Below are 16,896 nucleotides of genomic sequence, written 5' to 3' on the forward strand. Positions count from 1 at the left end.
TCGATTCCGGTTACCATGTGTCGATTTCGCCAGGCTCAAGTTGGTCGTTTATGCGCGAGGCTCGTTTCCGAGTTTTCCGTTTCCCGTTTCCCGTTGACTGTTGACAAGGGTTGGAAACTGAATTACATTCCCCCTCATCAAGAATGCGTTTACCCAAGAGGCATCCCATGCAGAACCAGTCGCGCACCTATTCAGAACTGATCCTCTTTACCATCCTGTTCCTCTTTTTCATGGAACTGCTGGTCGATTTCGTGGGCGCAATCTATGCGCGCGGGCTGTTGCAAACCAGCATCCCTGTCGAAATCGTCAGCGTCGTTCTTCTCTTTTCGCCCCTGGCTTTGCTGGCCTGGCCCGACGGATTGCGCGGCTGGCCGCTGACTATTCTAGGGGAAGTGACGCTCATCTGCCGCGTCTTTGAAGTGGTGTTGGACAAAGGCCCGAAGATGGTTATGTCGGGGTTGGGCGTCGGTTGTTTTCTTGTGCTTTTGCCGGCATTGCTGCACCAGCAGGCGCGCGCGGAACGGGAAAGCAATAGCTTCACGCTCGGCGTTTCCTTCACCATTGCCCTCGCCCTCCTCATCCTCTTTCGCGTGGGCGGTTCCGGCCTCGATCTGGCCGTCACCGGTGGCACGCAGGCGATTGGTCTGGCGTTGGCGCTGTTGGCCGCCGTCATGCTCATTGGCATCTCCCGGCCAGACGAGTTACCCGCGCGTGGGCGTGGCAGCCGCCCGGCCCTCAAACTCCCGGCGACATTCGGACGCATTTTGGCGTTGAGCGTGGGCATTTTTAGCGTCATTATCCTCGTTTACTTCGCTTTTTCCAGCCCCAATGTGATTGCCCGCTGGACCGGCGTTAGCTACCCGCTGATCGTGGTCGTGATGTTGGTGTCGCTTTCGGGATGTGCCGGCATTTTTCTTCGCCGCCCCACCTGGTTATCCTGGATCACGCCCCCCCGCCTGCTGGCGGCAAACGCCCTCTTTCTCCTGTCCCTCGTGGGCACGCTCCTGGCGCACCAGATTCGCTTCCCCGCCAATCCCGCCGCCTACCCGCTGGCGCAGCCCGCCGTTGGCGTATGGGCGTATCTCCCCTTGCTATTGATGCTGCTCCTCTTTCCGCTGCTGCTGCTGGACCTCATCCTGTTTTTGCGCGACCTCACCGCGCGCAAGCCCACCATGCGGTCGCTGGCCGGCGGCTTCACCCTGGCTTCGCTCTTCTTGCTCATCCTCGTGCTGGCGCAGGTGTTCACCACCGTTTACGATTACATTCCCGTGGTGGGTCCCTTCTTCCGCGACAAGTTCTGGCTCGTGTTCCTGGTCGCGGGTCTGGGCGTGGCGCCGGCGCTGCTGGTGGTTGATCCGGCCATGTACACGCTGGAGGAATGGCTGTCGCGCCTGGTGCCGCCGCCCTGGTTGGTCGGGGTGATGCCGGCATTCGCCCTGCTCACCATCATGGCCCTGCTCATCACCCCCGCCCGCCCCGCGCCCCCCGCGGCGGACGCCGACCACTTGCGCATCCTCACCTTCAACATCCAGCAAGGGTACAGCGAAGATGGGCGCAAAAACGTGGCCGGGCAGTTGGCCCTCATGCAGGCGGCCAATGCGGACGTGATTGGTTTGCAGGAGTCGGATACCAACAGAATTGCCGGCAGCAACGACGACGTCGTGCGTTATCTGGCGGACCAACTGGATATGTACGCTTACTATGGACCCCCGGTAACTGCCGGCACATTCGGCATCGCCCTCCTCTCCCGCTATCCCCTGCAAAACGCGGACACCTTCTACATGTACAGCGAAGGCGAACAGACCGCCGCCATCCAGGCGCAAATCAGCGTGAGCGGGCAAACCTTCAACCTCTTTGTCACCCACCTGGGCAATGGTGGCCCCATCGTCCAGCAAGAAGCCCTCTTGCAACGCATAGACGGCCTGCCCAACGTCGTTGCCCTCGGAGACTTCAACTTCCGCCCGGACAGTGACCCGTACCGCCTCACCACGACCACGCTGGAGGATGCCTATCTCGCCGCGTGGCCGACCGGCATCGACAGCGCCGGCATCGACGCCCGCGAGCGCATCGACCACGTTTTTATCTCGCCCGGCCTCACCGTCAACGAAGCCGATTACCTGGAAACTGCCGAATCAGACCATCCCGCCGTGCTGGTTGAAGTAGGTTGGTAACCCCGGCCCGCCCAGACGCGCTTGCACTTTGCCCAAAATCGCTTACACTCATCTTCTGGCAAACTGGCGATGCAATGCGCATCTAATTTCATCGCCAGTCCTAAGCCGGATTGGTCCAATCTCCAGAGAGCACTGGTCGTTACCTGGAAAGCACCCTACAACATCCAAGAAGATTCACAATTAGTCGCGGAGCGTGCATGACCACTTTAGCACCCACCCCTACCGTAACGGACGTTATTGGTATCCGGTTCCAAAAACTGGGCAAGTTGTACCATTTCGGCCTGACCCCGGAGCAAATCGAAGACATCAAGCCCGGTGATTATGTCGTCGTGGAAACAAAACGAGGCCGCCAACTGGGCCAGGTAATCGCCTTCGTCCCCCCGGAGCAGGTCAACCGCCGCCGCGCCCTGCGCAACATCGAACGCCGCGCCACGCCCCGCGACCTGGTTTTGCAGCAGGTATGGGAAGCGCGCGAACTGGATGCCCTGATCACCTGCCGCGAGAAGGCATATGAGCTAGGTTTGCAGGATACGCGCTTTATCAAAGCGACCTACAGTTTCGATGGCTCCTGGATCACCTACTACTACACGACGGAAAACAAGAATCTGGACATCCGCACGCTACGTTCGACACTGGGCCGGCATTTACGCACGCGCGTCGAGATGCAGATCATCGGTCCCCGCGACGTCGCCAAGATGCTCGGCGGCTTTGGGGCCTGCGGCCAGCCGCGCTGCTGTTCCACCTTCCTCACCGACTTCAGCCCTGTTTCCATCCGCATGGCGAAGGCGCAAGGCGTTTCCCTTAGCCCGCAAGAGATCACGGGCATGTGTGGGCGGCTGCGCTGCTGCCTTGTGTATGAGTATGAGCAGTACGTGGAAGCGAAAAAAGGGCTGCCCAAGAAAGGCAAGCGCGTGCGCACCCCGCATGGGGATGGGGTGGTCAAAGACGTGCTGCCGCTGAAGGAGATGGTGCGCGTAGACGTTGATGGCGAGTGGTTCGACGTGGCGCGCCACGAATTGGAGCCGTTGGACGAATTGGAAGCCCTGGAGCGCAAGGCGGAAGCGGGTTGTTCTCGGCACGAGGGCGGCGAATGCGACTGCGGCGCGCGCAAGCCGACGGATGATGCTGATGAATCGTGACGCCGCCTGGAGCCTGGTTTGCGAATTTGTGCAAGATGAGGGGCTGCGCCGCCATATGCTGGCGGTAGCTGCCGGCATGAAGTGGTACGCTCGTCATCTGGGCCATGATCCCGCGTATTGGGAAACGATTGGCCTCCTGCACGATTTTGACTGGGAAATTCACCCTGATCTGGACCAACATCCCACCGCCGGTGCGCCCATTTTGCGCCAGCGCGGCGTGGATGAGGACACTATCCGCACCATTCTCTCCCACTACACCGAGGGAACCGGCGTAGAACGGGCGCAACCGATTGATTTTGCGCTGCTGGCCTGCGACGAAATCACCGGCCTGATCATTGCCGCCACGCTCGTGCGCCCGTCGAAGGACGTGCGCGACGTAGCCCTTAGCTCCGTCCGCAAAAAGTGGAAAGACCGTCGTTTTGCCGCCGGTGTGGATCGGGAGCACGTGACTGAGGTGACGGCGGATTTCAGCCGCGTTTGCTTCGATGGTCGGCTGGACCTGTGGACGCACGTCGGCAATGTGCTGGTGGCGATGCAGGAGGATGCCGCCATATTGGAGCTGGACGGTCGCCTGGCGACTGGCGGCTAAGCGGAAAGGGGCCTGGCAGAGGGATGAGCGTGCGTGACCCGTGGTCGAAGCAACCTGGCGCGAAGGCGGTGGTGGGGGAGGCTGTTTTGGCGCAGTTGATGCCGGCATTATCCTACGCCGATCTCCGGGTGCAATGGGGCGTCGCCCGCGCCCGCGCCGGCGGCATCGATCCCCACGACGAATTTCGCGGCCTCTACGTCTCCGACGCCCACGTCGATGTCCTGCTGGGGCAGGGATTGGGCAACAACGCCCTCTCCCCCGCGCCGGTGGGGGAAGGGTGGGCGGCAAAACTGGCCGCCGCGCGTCGTGCCTGGCTGGCGCAAATGGGGGATGGGCGGCTGGCCGCGCTCTGGCACCGTTTCCAACTGAGCGACATGGAAATGGATGCCCTGTTGCTGGCGCTGCTTCCGGAACTGGACCCGCGTTTCGAGCGCATTTTTGCCTACCTGCAAGACGACATCACGAAAAAACGTCCCACGGTTGACCTGCTGCTCAACCTGCTCAGCGACGATTTCTCCGAAAAGCTGCGCCTGCAAGAGATGTTCCGCGATGAGGGCCGTCTGGTGGCTTCTCGCCTGGCGCTGCGTTTTCGCGATGGTCCGGTGGCGCAGCCCACGCTGTTGAGCCATTTTGTGCGCCCCGCGCCCCAGGTGGTGGCTTATTTGTTGGGGCATGATGGGTTGGACAGCCAGTTGCATGTGTTTGGGCGGTTTTGGTCGGTGGCGGAAATGCCGGCATCCGCCCAACTCCCCGCCGCCATGCACGCCCCCCTCGCCGCCGCCGCCCACGCCGCGCCGCCGCCGCTACTCGCCTTCGTGGGCGGCTATGGCGTCGGCAAAGAAGCCGCCGCCTGTTTCGTCGCCCGCGCCGCGCAAACCCCCCTGATCCGCCTTGACCTGGCGGCAGCCGACTTTCCCCTGGCCGATTTTCTCCCCCTGGTCCTGCGCGACGGGCGGCTGCTGGGCGCATCTCTCTACTTCTCCGGTTGGGACAGCGTCCTCGAAGACGGGGACCTGCCGCCGCGCCTGCTGCAAACGCTGCTGGCCTACCCCGGCCTCGTCATGGTCGGCGGCGAACAGACGTGGCAGCCACGTGACAAACGTCACCCGCGCCCCGTCCACACCGTCCCCTTTCCCCGCCCCGCCTACGCCGAGCGCGTTAGCCTCTGGCGCGACGCGCTGGACGGTAGTGGCATTGATGTAGCCCCCGTGGCCAATCACTTCCAGTTTACGCCAGGGCAAATCCGCGACGCCGCGGCCACCGCCCGCGATCTGGCCCGTTGGGAGCAGAAGCCACTAAGCCTGTCGCACCTTTTCACCGCCAGCCGCACCCATTCCAATCAGAAGCTGACGGCCCTGGCGACGAAGATTGAGCCGCGCCACCGGTGGGAGGACATCATCCTCCCTGCCGACACGCTGCGCCAACTGCGGGAAATGGTGAACATGGTGCGCTATCGCCCGCTGGTCTACGGTCAATGGCGGTTTGGCGAAAAGATGTCGCTGGGCAAAGGGCTGAATGCGCTGTTCGCGGGGGAGTCCGGCACGGGCAAGACGATGGCCGCGGACATCATGGCGCATGAGTTGGGGCTGGACCTGTACAAGATTAATCTGTCCACGGTGGTGAGCAAGTACATCGGTGAGACGGAGAAGAATCTGAGCCGCATTTTCCTTGAGGCGGAGACAAGTAATGCGGTGCTGTTTTTTGACGAGGCGGACGCGCTGTTTGGCAAGCGTTCGGAGGTGAAGGATAGCCACGACCGGTACGCGAATATCGAGATTAGCTATTTGTTGCAGCGGATGGAGGCATTTGCCGGCATTGTCATCCTGGCCACCAATTTGCGCGCCAACCTGGACGACGCCTTCACCCGCCGCCTGCACTTCATCGTCGAATTCCCCTTCCCCGAAGCCCCCGACCGCGAGAAAATCTGGCGCGTCAACACCCCGCCGGACCTGCCGCTGGCCGCCGACGTGGACTACACCCTGCTGGCCGAGCGTTTTCGCATTGCCGGCGGCAACATCCGCAACATTCTGCTGGCCGGCGCATTCCTGGCGGCGGAAGCCGGGCAGTCCGTGGGCATGGCTCATTTGCTGCACGCGGCGCGGCGCGAATACCAGAAAATGGGGCGGCTGATCAACGAGGTGCTGTTTGCGCCGCCGCCGCCCGACGCTTGAGCGTCGAGAATTGCCGCGTGCCGCAGAATGATGTACATTATGTCTGCCGTACCCTAATCCATCTGAACAACCCCCGGTTTCTTCTCTCTTGAAATCACCGGCAAATCCCAGAAACCAGGTTTTTTACCGCCCAAACCCCGGTTTCTTCTCTCTCGAAATCACGCGCAAAGCCCAGACCCCGGTTTTTTTTATTGAAGGAGAGTAACTACCAGGCCAGATCGAACCAATTTTCTCTGGTGAAATTGGTCCAATCTCCAGAGAGCGTTTGTAGTTACGAAGGAGATAGCATGTCCACTGAACGTGTCTTAGCGCCAAAAACTGGATTGCACCCCCGGCGGCAGATGGATGAATCCTCCACGCACCAGTCTGGGCCGCTGCCGACTCCTGAGCGGCTTGCCGGTCCGCTCACGCCCGATACCGTGTTCCAACTGCATCAGACGATTGGCAATGCCGCCGTGCAGCGCGTGCTGGCCCAGCGCAGCGGCGTGGGTCCCACCGAACTGGACGACGAGACGACGTCCGCCATCAACCGTCATCTTGGTCATGGTGCCAGTTTGGATGCCGGCATGTCTCAAAAAGCGGGCGCGGCCCTGGGCACGAACTTCGACGACGTGACCGTTCATCATGATGCCGCCGCCGACCAGTTGTCCCGCCAGCTTGGGGCCAGAGCGTTTACCGTGGGCAGCGACATTTTCTTCCGCGACGGCGAATACAGCCCGGCCAGCCATGACGGGCAGCACCTCCTGGCACACGAGTTGACCCACGTGGTGCAGCAGGGGGGTGGTCCCGCCAACGTGCAGGGCAAAATGAGCGTCAACGACCCCAACGACGAGTACGAAGCGGAAGCGGACCGCATGGCCGCGCACGTCATGGATCAGCCGATGGGGAGCACTTCCCCCGCGCAGTTGCAGGAGGACGAAGAACAACTGCAACTGCAGGAAGAGGAAGAAGAACTGGTCCAAATGCAGGAAATGGAAGAAGAAGAGGAACTGGTGCAACCCTGATAGCGCCAAGATGCCGTGACGCGGCGGACCGGCCGCGGGCGCTACTTCCGCTTTGAGAAAGAGTCCCTGACAATGATTGCCGACCTGGACGAAACCCTGCGCCAACTCCTCGTGGCCGAACTGCCCGTGAAGAATGGGGAGATTGACATCAAGTTCGATCAGCCGCGCCGGGAGTGGAGCGCCAGGCTCACCAAACCAACGATTAATCTGTTCCTGTATGATGTGCGGGAGAACACCACCCTGCGGCAGCACCAGTGGGAGATGGTCAAGAATGGACGCGGCCCGGCGGGCAGTCGCAAGCGGACGCCGTTTCGCATAGACTGCCATTATATGCTGACGACGTGGGCGGCGCAGCCGGAGGACGAACACCGCTTGCTGACGCGGGCGATGCTGGTGCTGTTCCGGTTCCCGGTACTCACGGAGGACCGCCTCGTGGGGGCGATGCGGGACCAGCCGTTTGACGTGGCGGCGCAGTTGGCGGTGGCGGATAAGTTGACGAATCCCGCCGAGGTGTGGAGCGCGTTAGACAATGAAATGCGCCCCACCGTGCCCTATTTGGTGACGATTGCGTTGGACCCGTGGACGGAAGTGACTGGTCCGATTGTGCGTACCTTTACGCTGCGCACGGGGCAGACGCGGACGTTGCCCTGGCAGCAGCAGTTGGATGAGGTGGCGGCGGAGGTTTCGTATGTTGCCGGCATTGTCCACAAAAACGGCGCCCCCCAACCCGGCATCGAAATCGCCATCAAAGGAACCGGCCTCCTGGCAACCAGCGACAGCGAAGGCCGCTTCTCCCTCGGCGGCCTCCCGCCGGGAACCTACACCCTCCTCGCCTGGCCCGCCAGCGGCAAACCCAAACAGAAACAGATCATCATCCCCGCCGCCGGCGGAGATTATGACATTGAACTGTAGAGGAAAGAAGAAAACTGTAACTGCACATAAGAACCCTTCCAGCGCATCCGTCAATTCCCAAGCGAAGCCTTTATGAACGGATGCGCCCTAAGCCAGATTGGCCCCATTCTTGCTGGTGAAAGTGGTCCAATCTCCAGAGAGCGTTAGTAGTTACAAATAATTGACGGGTGAACGGCTGAACCGTTGAAGCATGCCATTGGCCGTTGAGAAATTCACCAATTCAAGGGTTAATGATTGCGACGAGCAACTTTTCACCCACCATTGATCACTTTTCAAGGAGAAACGATATGGCTGTAGGTTATGCATCACCGGGTGTGTACGTCGAAGAAGTTGATCGCGGCACAAAGCCCATTGAAAGCGCGGGCACATCCATCGCCGCCTTCATTGGCATCACGGCGGAAGCCAGCCGCAAAAGCATTGACCCGAACACGGGCGACCGCGTCCCCGTGGAATCCGTGCTGAACAAGGCTACGCTCGTCACTAACTGGACGCAGTTCGGCGACATTTTTGGCGGATTCACGGATGGGGCGTATTTGCCGGAAGCGGTGTATGGGTATTTCGCTAATGGTGGCGGCCCCTGCTACGTGACCAGCCTGCTGGCCTTGAACGAGCAGCCGGCCAAACCCACCGCCGCCAAGCCGGCCAAAGAAGGCGAGGAAGCTAAAGCCGCGCCTGCGTCTGAGTCCGCGGCAGCCGCGCTCACCGCAAACGATTACGTCGGTGATACCGCCGCGCGCACGGGCATTAGCGGGTTGGAGGCCATTGACGAGGTGAACCTGGTGCTGTGCCCAGACCTGATGGCCGGGTACGATGGCTCCAAGAAGGCCAAAGACATGATCAAAGCGGTGCAAACGGCGCTGATCACGCACTGCGAGAAGATGCGCTTCCGTTTTGCCCTGCTGGACACGCCTCCCGGCTTAAACGCGCAACAGGCCAAAGAGTGGCGCGAATTCCTCAACTTCGACACCTCGCACGCGGCGTTGTACTACCCCTGGTTGGAGATTGCCAACCTGGGCGGCGCGGGCACGAAGTTGGTGCCGCCGAGTGGTCATGTGGTGGGCATTTATGGGCGCAGTGATTCGGAGCGTGGGGTGCATAAAGTGCCGGCAAACGAAGTAGTCCGGGGCGCGGTCGGGTTAGAGATTCAACTCAGCCGCGGCGAGCAAGACGTCCTCAACCCCATTGGCATCAACTGCATTCGCGCCTTTCCCGGTCGGGGCATCCGCGTCTGGGGTGGCCGCACCCTCAGCAGCAACGGCGCCTGGCGTTACATCAACGTGCGCCGCCTCTTTAACATGGTCGGCTCCTCGTTGGATCGTGGCTTGCAGTGGGTCGTGTTCGAGCCAAACGACAGCGCCCTTTGGGCTAAAGTACGCCGCGACATCACCTCCTATTTGCGCGTGGTCTGGCGCGGCGGCGCGCTCTTTGGCGCTACCCCCGAACAGGCCTTTTATGTCAAATGCGACGAAGAACTGAACCCGCCGGAAATCCGCGACCTGGGTCAGTTGATCATTGAAGTTGGCCTTGCTCCCGTCAAGCCGGCGGAGTTCGTCATCCTGCGCATCAGCCAATGGGCCGGCGCGGACGCCGAGGCGTGATAGAGATTCGTTCCGAAATTAACAACATCTTCCCGGAAGTTGCTCGTCAGGAGCATCATTTGTGACCAAACTTCCGGGAAGGTCATTCTCAGAGGAGACAGCACGCGCCGCGTGCGCACCACCATAATTGACAACATCTTCCCGGAAGTTGCTCCTCAGGAGCATCATCTGTGACCAAACTTCCGGGAAGATCATTCTCAGAGGAGAAATCGCTATGGCAGATCGCGAAGATCCATTGGTTGGCTTTCACTGGGCCTTAGACGTACAGAACGGCAAAATCGTTGGCTATTTTACCGAATGCTCCGGCATCGGTTCTGAACATGACATCATCGAACACAAGGTCGTCACGGAAACGGGACAGGAAGTGGTGATGAAGATTCCTGGCCGCTTGAAGTGGGAAAACATCGTCCTGAAGCGGGGCATTACCAGCAACATGGACATCTGGAACTGGCGCAAGCAGGTGGAAGATGGGGATGTAGATGGCGCGCGCTGCGATGGTTCCATTGTGATGTACGACCAGTCGTTGAACGAAGTCGCCCGTTGGAATTTTGAGCGCGCCTGGCCGGTGAAGGTGACCGGACCGCAGCCCAAATCGGATAGCAACGAGATCAGCGTCGAAGAGCTGCACATCACGCACGAATATATCGCTCGCGTCAACTAGTTTTTGCGGCGCGAATGCGTACGGCGCGCGCCCAGTTGAGGGCGCGTTGCCGGCATCATTCGCGTCCATTGATTAAGCCTCATGCAAATCACCTTTGATTTTGTGCTGCCGCGGGGCTACGTGGATGAGACGGGGCAGGTGCATCGCCAGGGTCGGATGCGGCTGGCGACGGCGCTGGATGAGATAGAACCGTTGCAGGATGCGCGTGTGCAGGCGAATGAAGCGTATTTGCCCGTGCTGTTGCTGGCGCGGGTGGTGGTGGCGTTGGGCGAAATGCCGGCAATCACACCCCAAGTGATCGAGCGTCTATTTGCCTCTGACCTGGCCTATCTCCAGGAACTGTACCTGCGTCTGAACAGCCCTACGCCCGTCGTCGTCGGCGCTGTTTGTCCACAATGCCATACGCAGTTTCAACTGCAAGTGGCCCCGCTGGAACCGTGATCATGCCGGACGCCGCCATCCCCCCCGACACCGGCACAATCACGCCCGAGCTTGTGCGCCAGGTAGCGGAGCGCGTCTACGCCCTCTGGCTGCGGGATTTGCAGATCGAACAGGAGCGGCGACGGCTGCGCCAGCCCGACAGTCGCGTCCGACGCGGACGCAAGCAAGAGATAAGATAGCGCGGATATGGACGAGCAAGTACGCGAGAGCATAAACCAGGCATTTCGCTTCGTGGTGCAGATTGACGGCATCAATCAAGGCGCGTTTACGGAGTGTACGTTGCCGGCAATTGAGTGGGAAGTGCAAGAGGTCAAAGTGGGCGGCCTGAACACCTACGTGCCGCAGTTGCCGGGCCGGCGCAAGGCGACCAAACTCACGCTGAAAAACGGCATCGGCACCGGCGACCTGCTGCAATGGTGTCTGGACACCATGGGTGAAACCTTCACCCGCCGCGCCATCACGGTCAAACTGTACAACGTGAAGCACGAACCGCTGCTCAACTGGCACATTGCTGATGCCTATCCCGTCAAGTGGACCGCGCCGCAGTTCAAGACGGACAGCAGCACGGTGGCGATGCAGACGTTAGAACTGGCTTGCGGCGAAATCACGGTTGAGGCGGCGTAGTGTGGTAACACGGCAGCAAAATCCCCTCTGGCGGCATGTGCGGCGGCACCTGTCCATGCCCGTTGTGATGCGCAGTGTGGCCCTGCCGGCATCCCCCATGCCGGCCACGCCCGCACGCCTGCTCCCCGGCCTTTCGCCGACGCTTCCGCTTGGCTCTCTGGTGGACTGGCCGCCTATCTCGCCGCCGGATTGGTCCCTACCGGCTGCGCCGCTGCCGGCGCAGCCGCCGGCGCTTGCTCCGCCATTCATTCAGCGGCGGGACATCCCTTCCCCGGCCACGCCATTGCCCCCGGCGCCTGTTTCCAGACCGGTGCCTTCGGCTGCGCCCGTGCCGGCATCCCCGCCCACCGAGGACCGTGATTGGCGACGCCTGCAAACCATCATGCGCAAGCATGAGGCGCGCAAGCAACAGGAAGATGGCGACGTGTCACCGCCCGCTCCCACGATCTCCGCGCCGGCGGTGCAGCGCCAGGAGACACCCCCGGCGATTGAGTCGCTCGCCCCCCTGGCCCCGGAATCGTTGCCACGCCCCCAGGCGGAGATGGATGTTTTGCCCGCGCCAACACCGGCGGCGATGCCATCGCCCGTGAGCGAGCCGTCTTTGCTGGACCGTGTGGTGCGGCGGGTGCAGCGTTTTTGGGAGCGTCCGCCAGAGCCGCCTGCGCCGCCTGCTGTGGTTCAACGTCAGCCGGATGAGGATGCCGGCACGGGCGGGACAACGGTCGGCGGCAGCATGATCGTGGGCGGCGATCTACAATCCGGCGCTGTTACCGTGGCGGGCGATTTGCAGGTAGCCGGTTCATTGACAAACGCGGGGTCTTTGGACGTAGGCGGCGGCGTGCGCGCGGGTGGCGCGGTGACGGCGGCGGCGGCGAACGTGGGCGGCAATGTGGAGGCGGGGGGAACGGTCAATTTGTCCGGTGCGTCGGAGGTGGGGGGGAGCGTGGATGCCGGCACAACCGTCCTCACACGGAGCGTTACCACCGTCGGCGGAGACGTGAATGCCGGTGTCTCCGCCGCCCTCAGCGGCATCAGCAACGTCGGCGGTAACGTGGAAGCGGGAGCGAGCATGGCCGCCAGTGGCTCGCTTGTCGCCGGCGGCGATGTGCGCGCAGCGGGCACGGTGAGCGTCAGCGGAGGCCCGACATCCATTGGCGGAAACGTGGAAGCCGGCGGCAGTCTGGTTACCGGCGGTCCCGTCGAAGTGGGTGGCGGTGTCAGTGGCAGTTCCGTGAGCATGTCCGGTGATGGCACGTCGGTGGGCGGTGACGTGCGCGCCGCCGGCGCGTTGTCCACGAGTGGCTCTACGACTATCGGTGGCGGTATGCTGGCTGCGGGTGTATTGTCCAGCGCGGGCGTGACCCATGTCGGCGGCAGCCTGAATGTAGCCGGCAGCGCGGCTTTCAGTGGGGCAACGAGTGTGGGGGGAAATGTGCATATTGCCGGCAATGCTGCCGGCATTGGTGGCGAGAATACACCGGCCGTCCAGCGCGCGCCCGATCCTGACGCCCCCTCGACTCCGCTCCAAGAAGCGTGGCCCGTGCAGCGCCGCGCCGTGGACGCCCCCGCGCCGACGTCGCCTCGCGCACCGGAGAAAACAACCCCCATGCGCGAACGGGACGCCACGGACACGCGGGTCGAAGCTATTTTGCGGCAAGTAGACGCCGCCCGCCCCACCGACTCCCGCATTGAGTTAGTCACACCGCGCCGGCCTCGTCCGACCCTGGCGCGTCAGCCAGAGGCAGGATCACAAACGCCATCCGCGCCCCGGCGGCAAAACACGGCAACGCCGCCGCCCGCGACGCCCGTTCCCACGGAAATTGGCCCGCTCCCCGCCGACCTGTGGACCCTCCTGGGCGAGACGCCGCCCGCGTCTACCGCCCCGCCACCGCCCGTTATCATGCGCAGCGTGGACACCGCTCCCGCTCCCGCGCCCCAGTTAGCGCCCGCCCCTCCCGCCCCCGCTCCTGACGCACCGCCAACGGCGGACGCGGAAGATGGCATCAACGTAGATGAACTGGCACGCCGGGTCTACGATCAACTCAAACGCCGCCTGTCCACCGACTGGGAACGCACCCGCCGGGTACTTCCATGAAAGGATAGTAGTGTCTTATTGGGCTGGTTCTAATGAATCTGGATCATGAGATTTCGATATAGGCGACAAGGAATTGGCTGGCAAAGTTGGGGTCATTTGGCTTCTCCTTGATGCGATTAGGGATGTCATTTCGAAGAAGCGCCTGCCTGGGATAGACGCTATTGGCACGTCTTTGGTTGAAGCACAACGGGCTGTGGATAGGGCCAGGTTGGAAAGTTAGTTGGATGTGCGCCAAACTCTTACGTGATTCTTGTACAATGGTATTTTTCTGAATATTGTCTTTTACCGATTGCTTGCCCAAAGATCAGTATTTGACTTCACATTGGGAGGTTTTCCTATGAGTAAGACCAGCGTCATGTATTTTGAAAAAGAAGACATTTTGCATCTGGTCATTTCCGAGGAACCAGAAGCGAGAAGTATTGAACTAGGACCAAACATAACGGCGGAACTAAACGAGAAAGGAGAACTGATTGGCGTGGAAATAGTGAATGCCGCAGCTTTCCTGCGTGATTCGATTCTGGAGTCTATTCAGTTCAAGATGTTGGAATCAATGATGCCTGGCGCTGTCGCATCTGAATCTGAAGTTGCCGCGTGACGAGATCGTAAGGAACGGTTCGAGAATAACTTCACACGTTTTGTGGCGTTTACTGACGAACTATTCATCATGGCGGCTGTCCGCGCATTTCCGCTAGCTTAACCACGGACAGCCACTAAGTAGCCGCTCGCAAATAAGTTAGTGGTTTTCAGATTGGTCCAATCTCGGAGATTGGACCAATCTTGCCAAATTAATAACGGGCGGTTACTAACCGTAAGATGGTGCATGACCCTTGAGACTGAATAGCGACAAAGGGATGACGATGGTCAAGACAGTTGAAGCGATATTTGATGGGCATGTGTTTCTTTCTACGGAACCCTTTACGCTCATGCCGAACACCTCCGTGAGAATCGTTATAGATTCTCATTTTCAACAGGCGGGTTTTCGGATAATACCGCGGGAAGACGAATCCTATGGATAGCGAACTGGTGGCGGCGGAAATTTGCGAGGTGGACGAGAGCGGAGAGGCGAAGAGCGGCGGCGTCTCGGTTACGTGTATGTTCAATCCGTTTGAGTACACGGTTTCCAAGACGAACACGTACGAGGAGAAGTCGCGCAATCGCTCTAGCGTGCCGCATGTGGAGTTCAAGAAGGCGGGGGCGCAAACGCTGCGCCTGAAGCTGATTTTTGATAGCTACGAGGCGCAAACGGACGTGAGCGAGACGACGCGCCTGTTATGGAAGTTGATGGAGTCGAAGACGCGCCAAAATGGCAACCGCACGGAAAAAGTGCCGCCGCCGGAAGTGGCATTTTCCTGGGGCGTGTTCCGCTTCGTCTCCGTGATCACGAACATGACGCAGAAGTTCACGCTGTTTCTGGCGAATGGCACGCCCGTACGCGCGGAGGTGGACATCACCTTCACGCAGCATAAGGATGTGGAGGATTATGGTCGGCAGAACCCGACTTCTGGCGGCGGCCCCACGGAGCGTATCTGGCAGGTGACGGCGGGGGACCGGCTGGATACGATTGCCGCGGCGGTGTACAACGACGCGACAAAATGGCCGCTGATCGCCGCGCACAATGGACTCGTGAATCCGCACCGTTTGCGTCCCGGCCAACGCCTGAACATTCCCGCGCGTTAAAGATTGGCTCTACTGAAAAAAGGCCAAAAACCGGGTTTTTACACATGAACTCTGGTAATTTCAACCGGGCAATCGAAAAACCCGGTTTCTTCAGTGAATAAGGACATGCCTGAATCACAGCCACTTGCCAGTCGCATATACGTTGAGGTGGAGGGGAGCGAGCTGCCCGCCGATGTTTTTAGCAACCTGCTGGAAGTGACGGTGGATCAGCACGCCCATTTGCCCGCTATGTTTACGGCGCGCCTGGCGGACCGCGACCTGTCGCTGCTGGATGGTGGCCCATTTGACCTGGCGAAGGCGGTGAAGATTGAGGCGGCGCGGGAAGATGGCGAGAAGGTGACGCTGTTTGAGGGGGAGATCACGGCGTTGGAGCCGGCATTTGGCGAGGGCATGGTGGCGGAACTGGTGGTGCGGGGGTATGACAAGTTGCACCGCCTGTTTCGAGAGACAAAAAGCCGCGCTTTTGTGAACAAGAAGGACAGCGACCTGGCGCGGGAAATGGCCCAGGCTGCCGGTTTGCAGGCGGAGGTGGACAGCACGGCGACCGTTTACGACCATCTGTACCAGCACAATCAGTCGGACCTGGCGTTTTTGATGCAGCGGGCGTGGCGCATTGGTTACGAGTGCTTTGTGGAGGGGGGAAAGTTGTATTTTCGCCAGCCGCCGCGCGGCGGGGCGGCGCTGACGCTGCACTGGGGGGATGATTTGCAGTCGTTTATGCCGCGGATGACGCTGGCGGAACAGGTGGACGAGGTGATTGTGAAGGGGTGGGACGCGGAGCAGCAGCAGGCGATTGTGGGGCGGGCGCAAGCGACGGATGGGCGGCTCTATCCGCGGATTGAGGAGTCCCGCAGCGGCGCGGAGTGGGCGGGGCAGTTTGGGCAGGGCAAGCTGGTGATTGTGAATCAGCCGGTGGTTAGCCAGGCGGAGGCGGATGCGTTGGCGGCGGCGCGGTTGAATGAGTTGAGCGGGGCGTTTGTGGAGGCGGATGGAGTGGCATTTCGTCGCCCGGAGATTAAGGCGGGGCAGTTGGTGGATTTGCAGGCGTTGGGTCAGCGGTTTAGCGGCACGTATTTGGTGACGAGCGCGACGCACGTTTATGCGCCGGAGGGGTTGACGACGCATTTTTGCGTGCGGGGGACGCGGACGGGGATGTTGGCGGATCAATTGGGGGCGGGAGATGCCGGCATTTCCTGGCCCGGCATCGTCACGGCAATCGTCACCAACGTGGATGACCCGCAAAATTGGGGCCGCGTCAAACTCAAATTCCCCTGGATGGCCGACGACGCCGAAAGCACCTGGGCGCGCGTCGTGGGCATCGGCGCGGGACCGGAAGCGGGCTGGTACGTCATGCCCGCCGTCGCTGATGAAGTGGTCGTGGCCTTTGAACACGGCGACTTTGACCGCCCGTTTGTTATTGGCGGCCTCTGGAACGGGCAGCACGCGCCGCCGCCGGAACACGTCGCGGGTGGCGACCAGCCGCTGGTGCGCGTGTGGCGCTCCCGTGGCGGACACACGATTGCGACTTATGACAACCGGGATAACAAGGTGGAGGTCAAAAGTGCCGGCGGGCATACGGTGACACTGGATGACGCGAATAAGAAGTTGATCATCAGCAGTGGCGGCGGTCTGACGTTGACGTTGGATGATAATGGACGCAAGATTGTGCTGGATGGTAGCGGGGATGTAGAGATAAATGCCGGCAGCAATCTCAAACTCACGGCCACGATGAACATGGACCTGGAAGCGAACGGCCAGGTGACGATAAAGGGCGCGGTGATTAATCTGAATTGATTTTTTTTGCGTTAGATCAA

15 protein-coding genes are annotated in these 16,896 nt (G+C 60.8%); all 15 read left to right on the top strand.

Features of this window, described 5'->3' with window-relative positions; translation table 11 throughout:
- Positions 1-167 precede the first annotated feature (167 nt).
- The 15 genes from H6650_08065 (at position 168) to H6650_08135 (ending at position 16,876) form a co-directional block, all read left to right on the top strand.
- Positions 168-2,171 (top strand): endonuclease/exonuclease/phosphatase family protein, encoded by a 2,004-nt coding sequence (locus H6650_08065; protein ID MCB8951952.1) that lies wholly within the window; start codon positions 168-170, stop codon positions 2,169-2,171.
- Positions 2,172-2,368: 197 nt separating this feature from the next.
- Positions 2,369-3,310 carry a stage 0 sporulation protein gene (locus H6650_08070; protein MCB8951953.1) on the top strand — a complete coding sequence of 314 codons (942 nt, stop codon included), beginning with the start codon at positions 2,369-2,371 and terminating at the stop codon, positions 3,308-3,310.
- Positions 3,300-3,899, top strand: a complete 600-nt coding sequence (locus H6650_08075; protein ID MCB8951954.1) for an HDIG domain-containing protein — start codon at positions 3,300-3,302, stop codon at positions 3,897-3,899. The genes H6650_08070 and H6650_08075 overlap by 11 nt, the downstream gene beginning before the upstream one ends.
- Before the next feature lie 23 nt (positions 3,900-3,922).
- Positions 3,923-6,070, top strand: coding sequence for an ATP-binding protein (locus H6650_08080; protein ID MCB8951955.1), 2,148 nt, complete (start codon positions 3,923-3,925; stop codon positions 6,068-6,070).
- Positions 6,071-6,357: 287 nt separating this feature from the next.
- The gene (locus H6650_08085; protein MCB8951956.1) at positions 6,358-7,074 is read left to right on the top strand and encodes a DUF4157 domain-containing protein; all 717 of its coding nucleotides are present in this window, start codon (positions 6,358-6,360) and stop codon (positions 7,072-7,074) included.
- Between the two features lie 15 nt (positions 7,075-7,089).
- Complete coding sequence (locus tag H6650_08090; GenBank protein MCB8951957.1) at positions 7,090-7,986, top strand: DUF4255 domain-containing protein; 897 nt, start codon at positions 7,090-7,092, stop codon at positions 7,984-7,986.
- Positions 7,987-8,273: 287 nt separating this feature from the next.
- A complete protein-coding gene (locus H6650_08095; GenBank protein ID MCB8951958.1) occupies positions 8,274-9,584 on the top strand; it encodes a phage tail sheath family protein in 1,311 nt (436 codons plus the stop codon).
- Positions 9,585-9,819: 235 nt separating this feature from the next.
- Positions 9,820-10,245 carry a phage tail protein gene (locus tag H6650_08100; protein MCB8951959.1) on the top strand — a complete coding sequence of 142 codons (426 nt, stop codon included), beginning with the start codon at positions 9,820-9,822 and terminating at the stop codon, positions 10,243-10,245.
- Between the two features lie 81 nt (positions 10,246-10,326).
- Positions 10,327-10,686, top strand: coding sequence for a phage tail assembly protein (locus H6650_08105; GenBank protein MCB8951960.1), 360 nt, complete (start codon positions 10,327-10,329; stop codon positions 10,684-10,686).
- A 2-nt stretch (positions 10,687-10,688) separates the two neighbouring features.
- Positions 10,689-10,865, top strand: a complete 177-nt coding sequence (locus H6650_08110; GenBank protein MCB8951961.1) for a hypothetical protein — start codon at positions 10,689-10,691, stop codon at positions 10,863-10,865.
- A gap of 7 nt (positions 10,866-10,872) precedes the next feature.
- Complete coding sequence (locus tag H6650_08115; protein ID MCB8951962.1) at positions 10,873-11,310, top strand: phage tail protein; 438 nt, start codon at positions 10,873-10,875, stop codon at positions 11,308-11,310.
- A 1-nt stretch (position 11,311) separates the two neighbouring features.
- A complete protein-coding gene (locus H6650_08120) occupies positions 11,312-13,405 on the top strand; it encodes a hypothetical protein (protein MCB8951963.1) in 2,094 nt (697 codons plus the stop codon).
- Between the two features lie 337 nt (positions 13,406-13,742).
- Positions 13,743-14,000: a DUF2283 domain-containing protein gene (locus H6650_08125; protein MCB8951964.1), complete on the top strand. Its 258-nt coding sequence runs from the start codon at positions 13,743-13,745 to the stop codon at positions 13,998-14,000.
- 413 nt (positions 14,001-14,413) lie between these two features.
- Positions 14,414-15,082 carry a LysM peptidoglycan-binding domain-containing protein gene (locus tag H6650_08130; GenBank protein MCB8951965.1) on the top strand — a complete coding sequence of 223 codons (669 nt, stop codon included), beginning with the start codon at positions 14,414-14,416 and terminating at the stop codon, positions 15,080-15,082.
- A gap of 105 nt (positions 15,083-15,187) precedes the next feature.
- On the top strand, positions 15,188-16,876 hold the full coding sequence (locus H6650_08135; protein ID MCB8951966.1) for a VgrG-related protein: 1,689 nt from the start codon (positions 15,188-15,190) through the stop codon (positions 16,874-16,876).
- The last annotated feature ends 20 nt before the right edge of the window (positions 16,877-16,896 follow it).

The organism is Ardenticatenales bacterium (genome assembly GCA_020634515.1).
Classification (GTDB): domain Bacteria; phylum Chloroflexota; class Anaerolineae; order Promineifilales; family Promineifilaceae; genus JAGVTM01.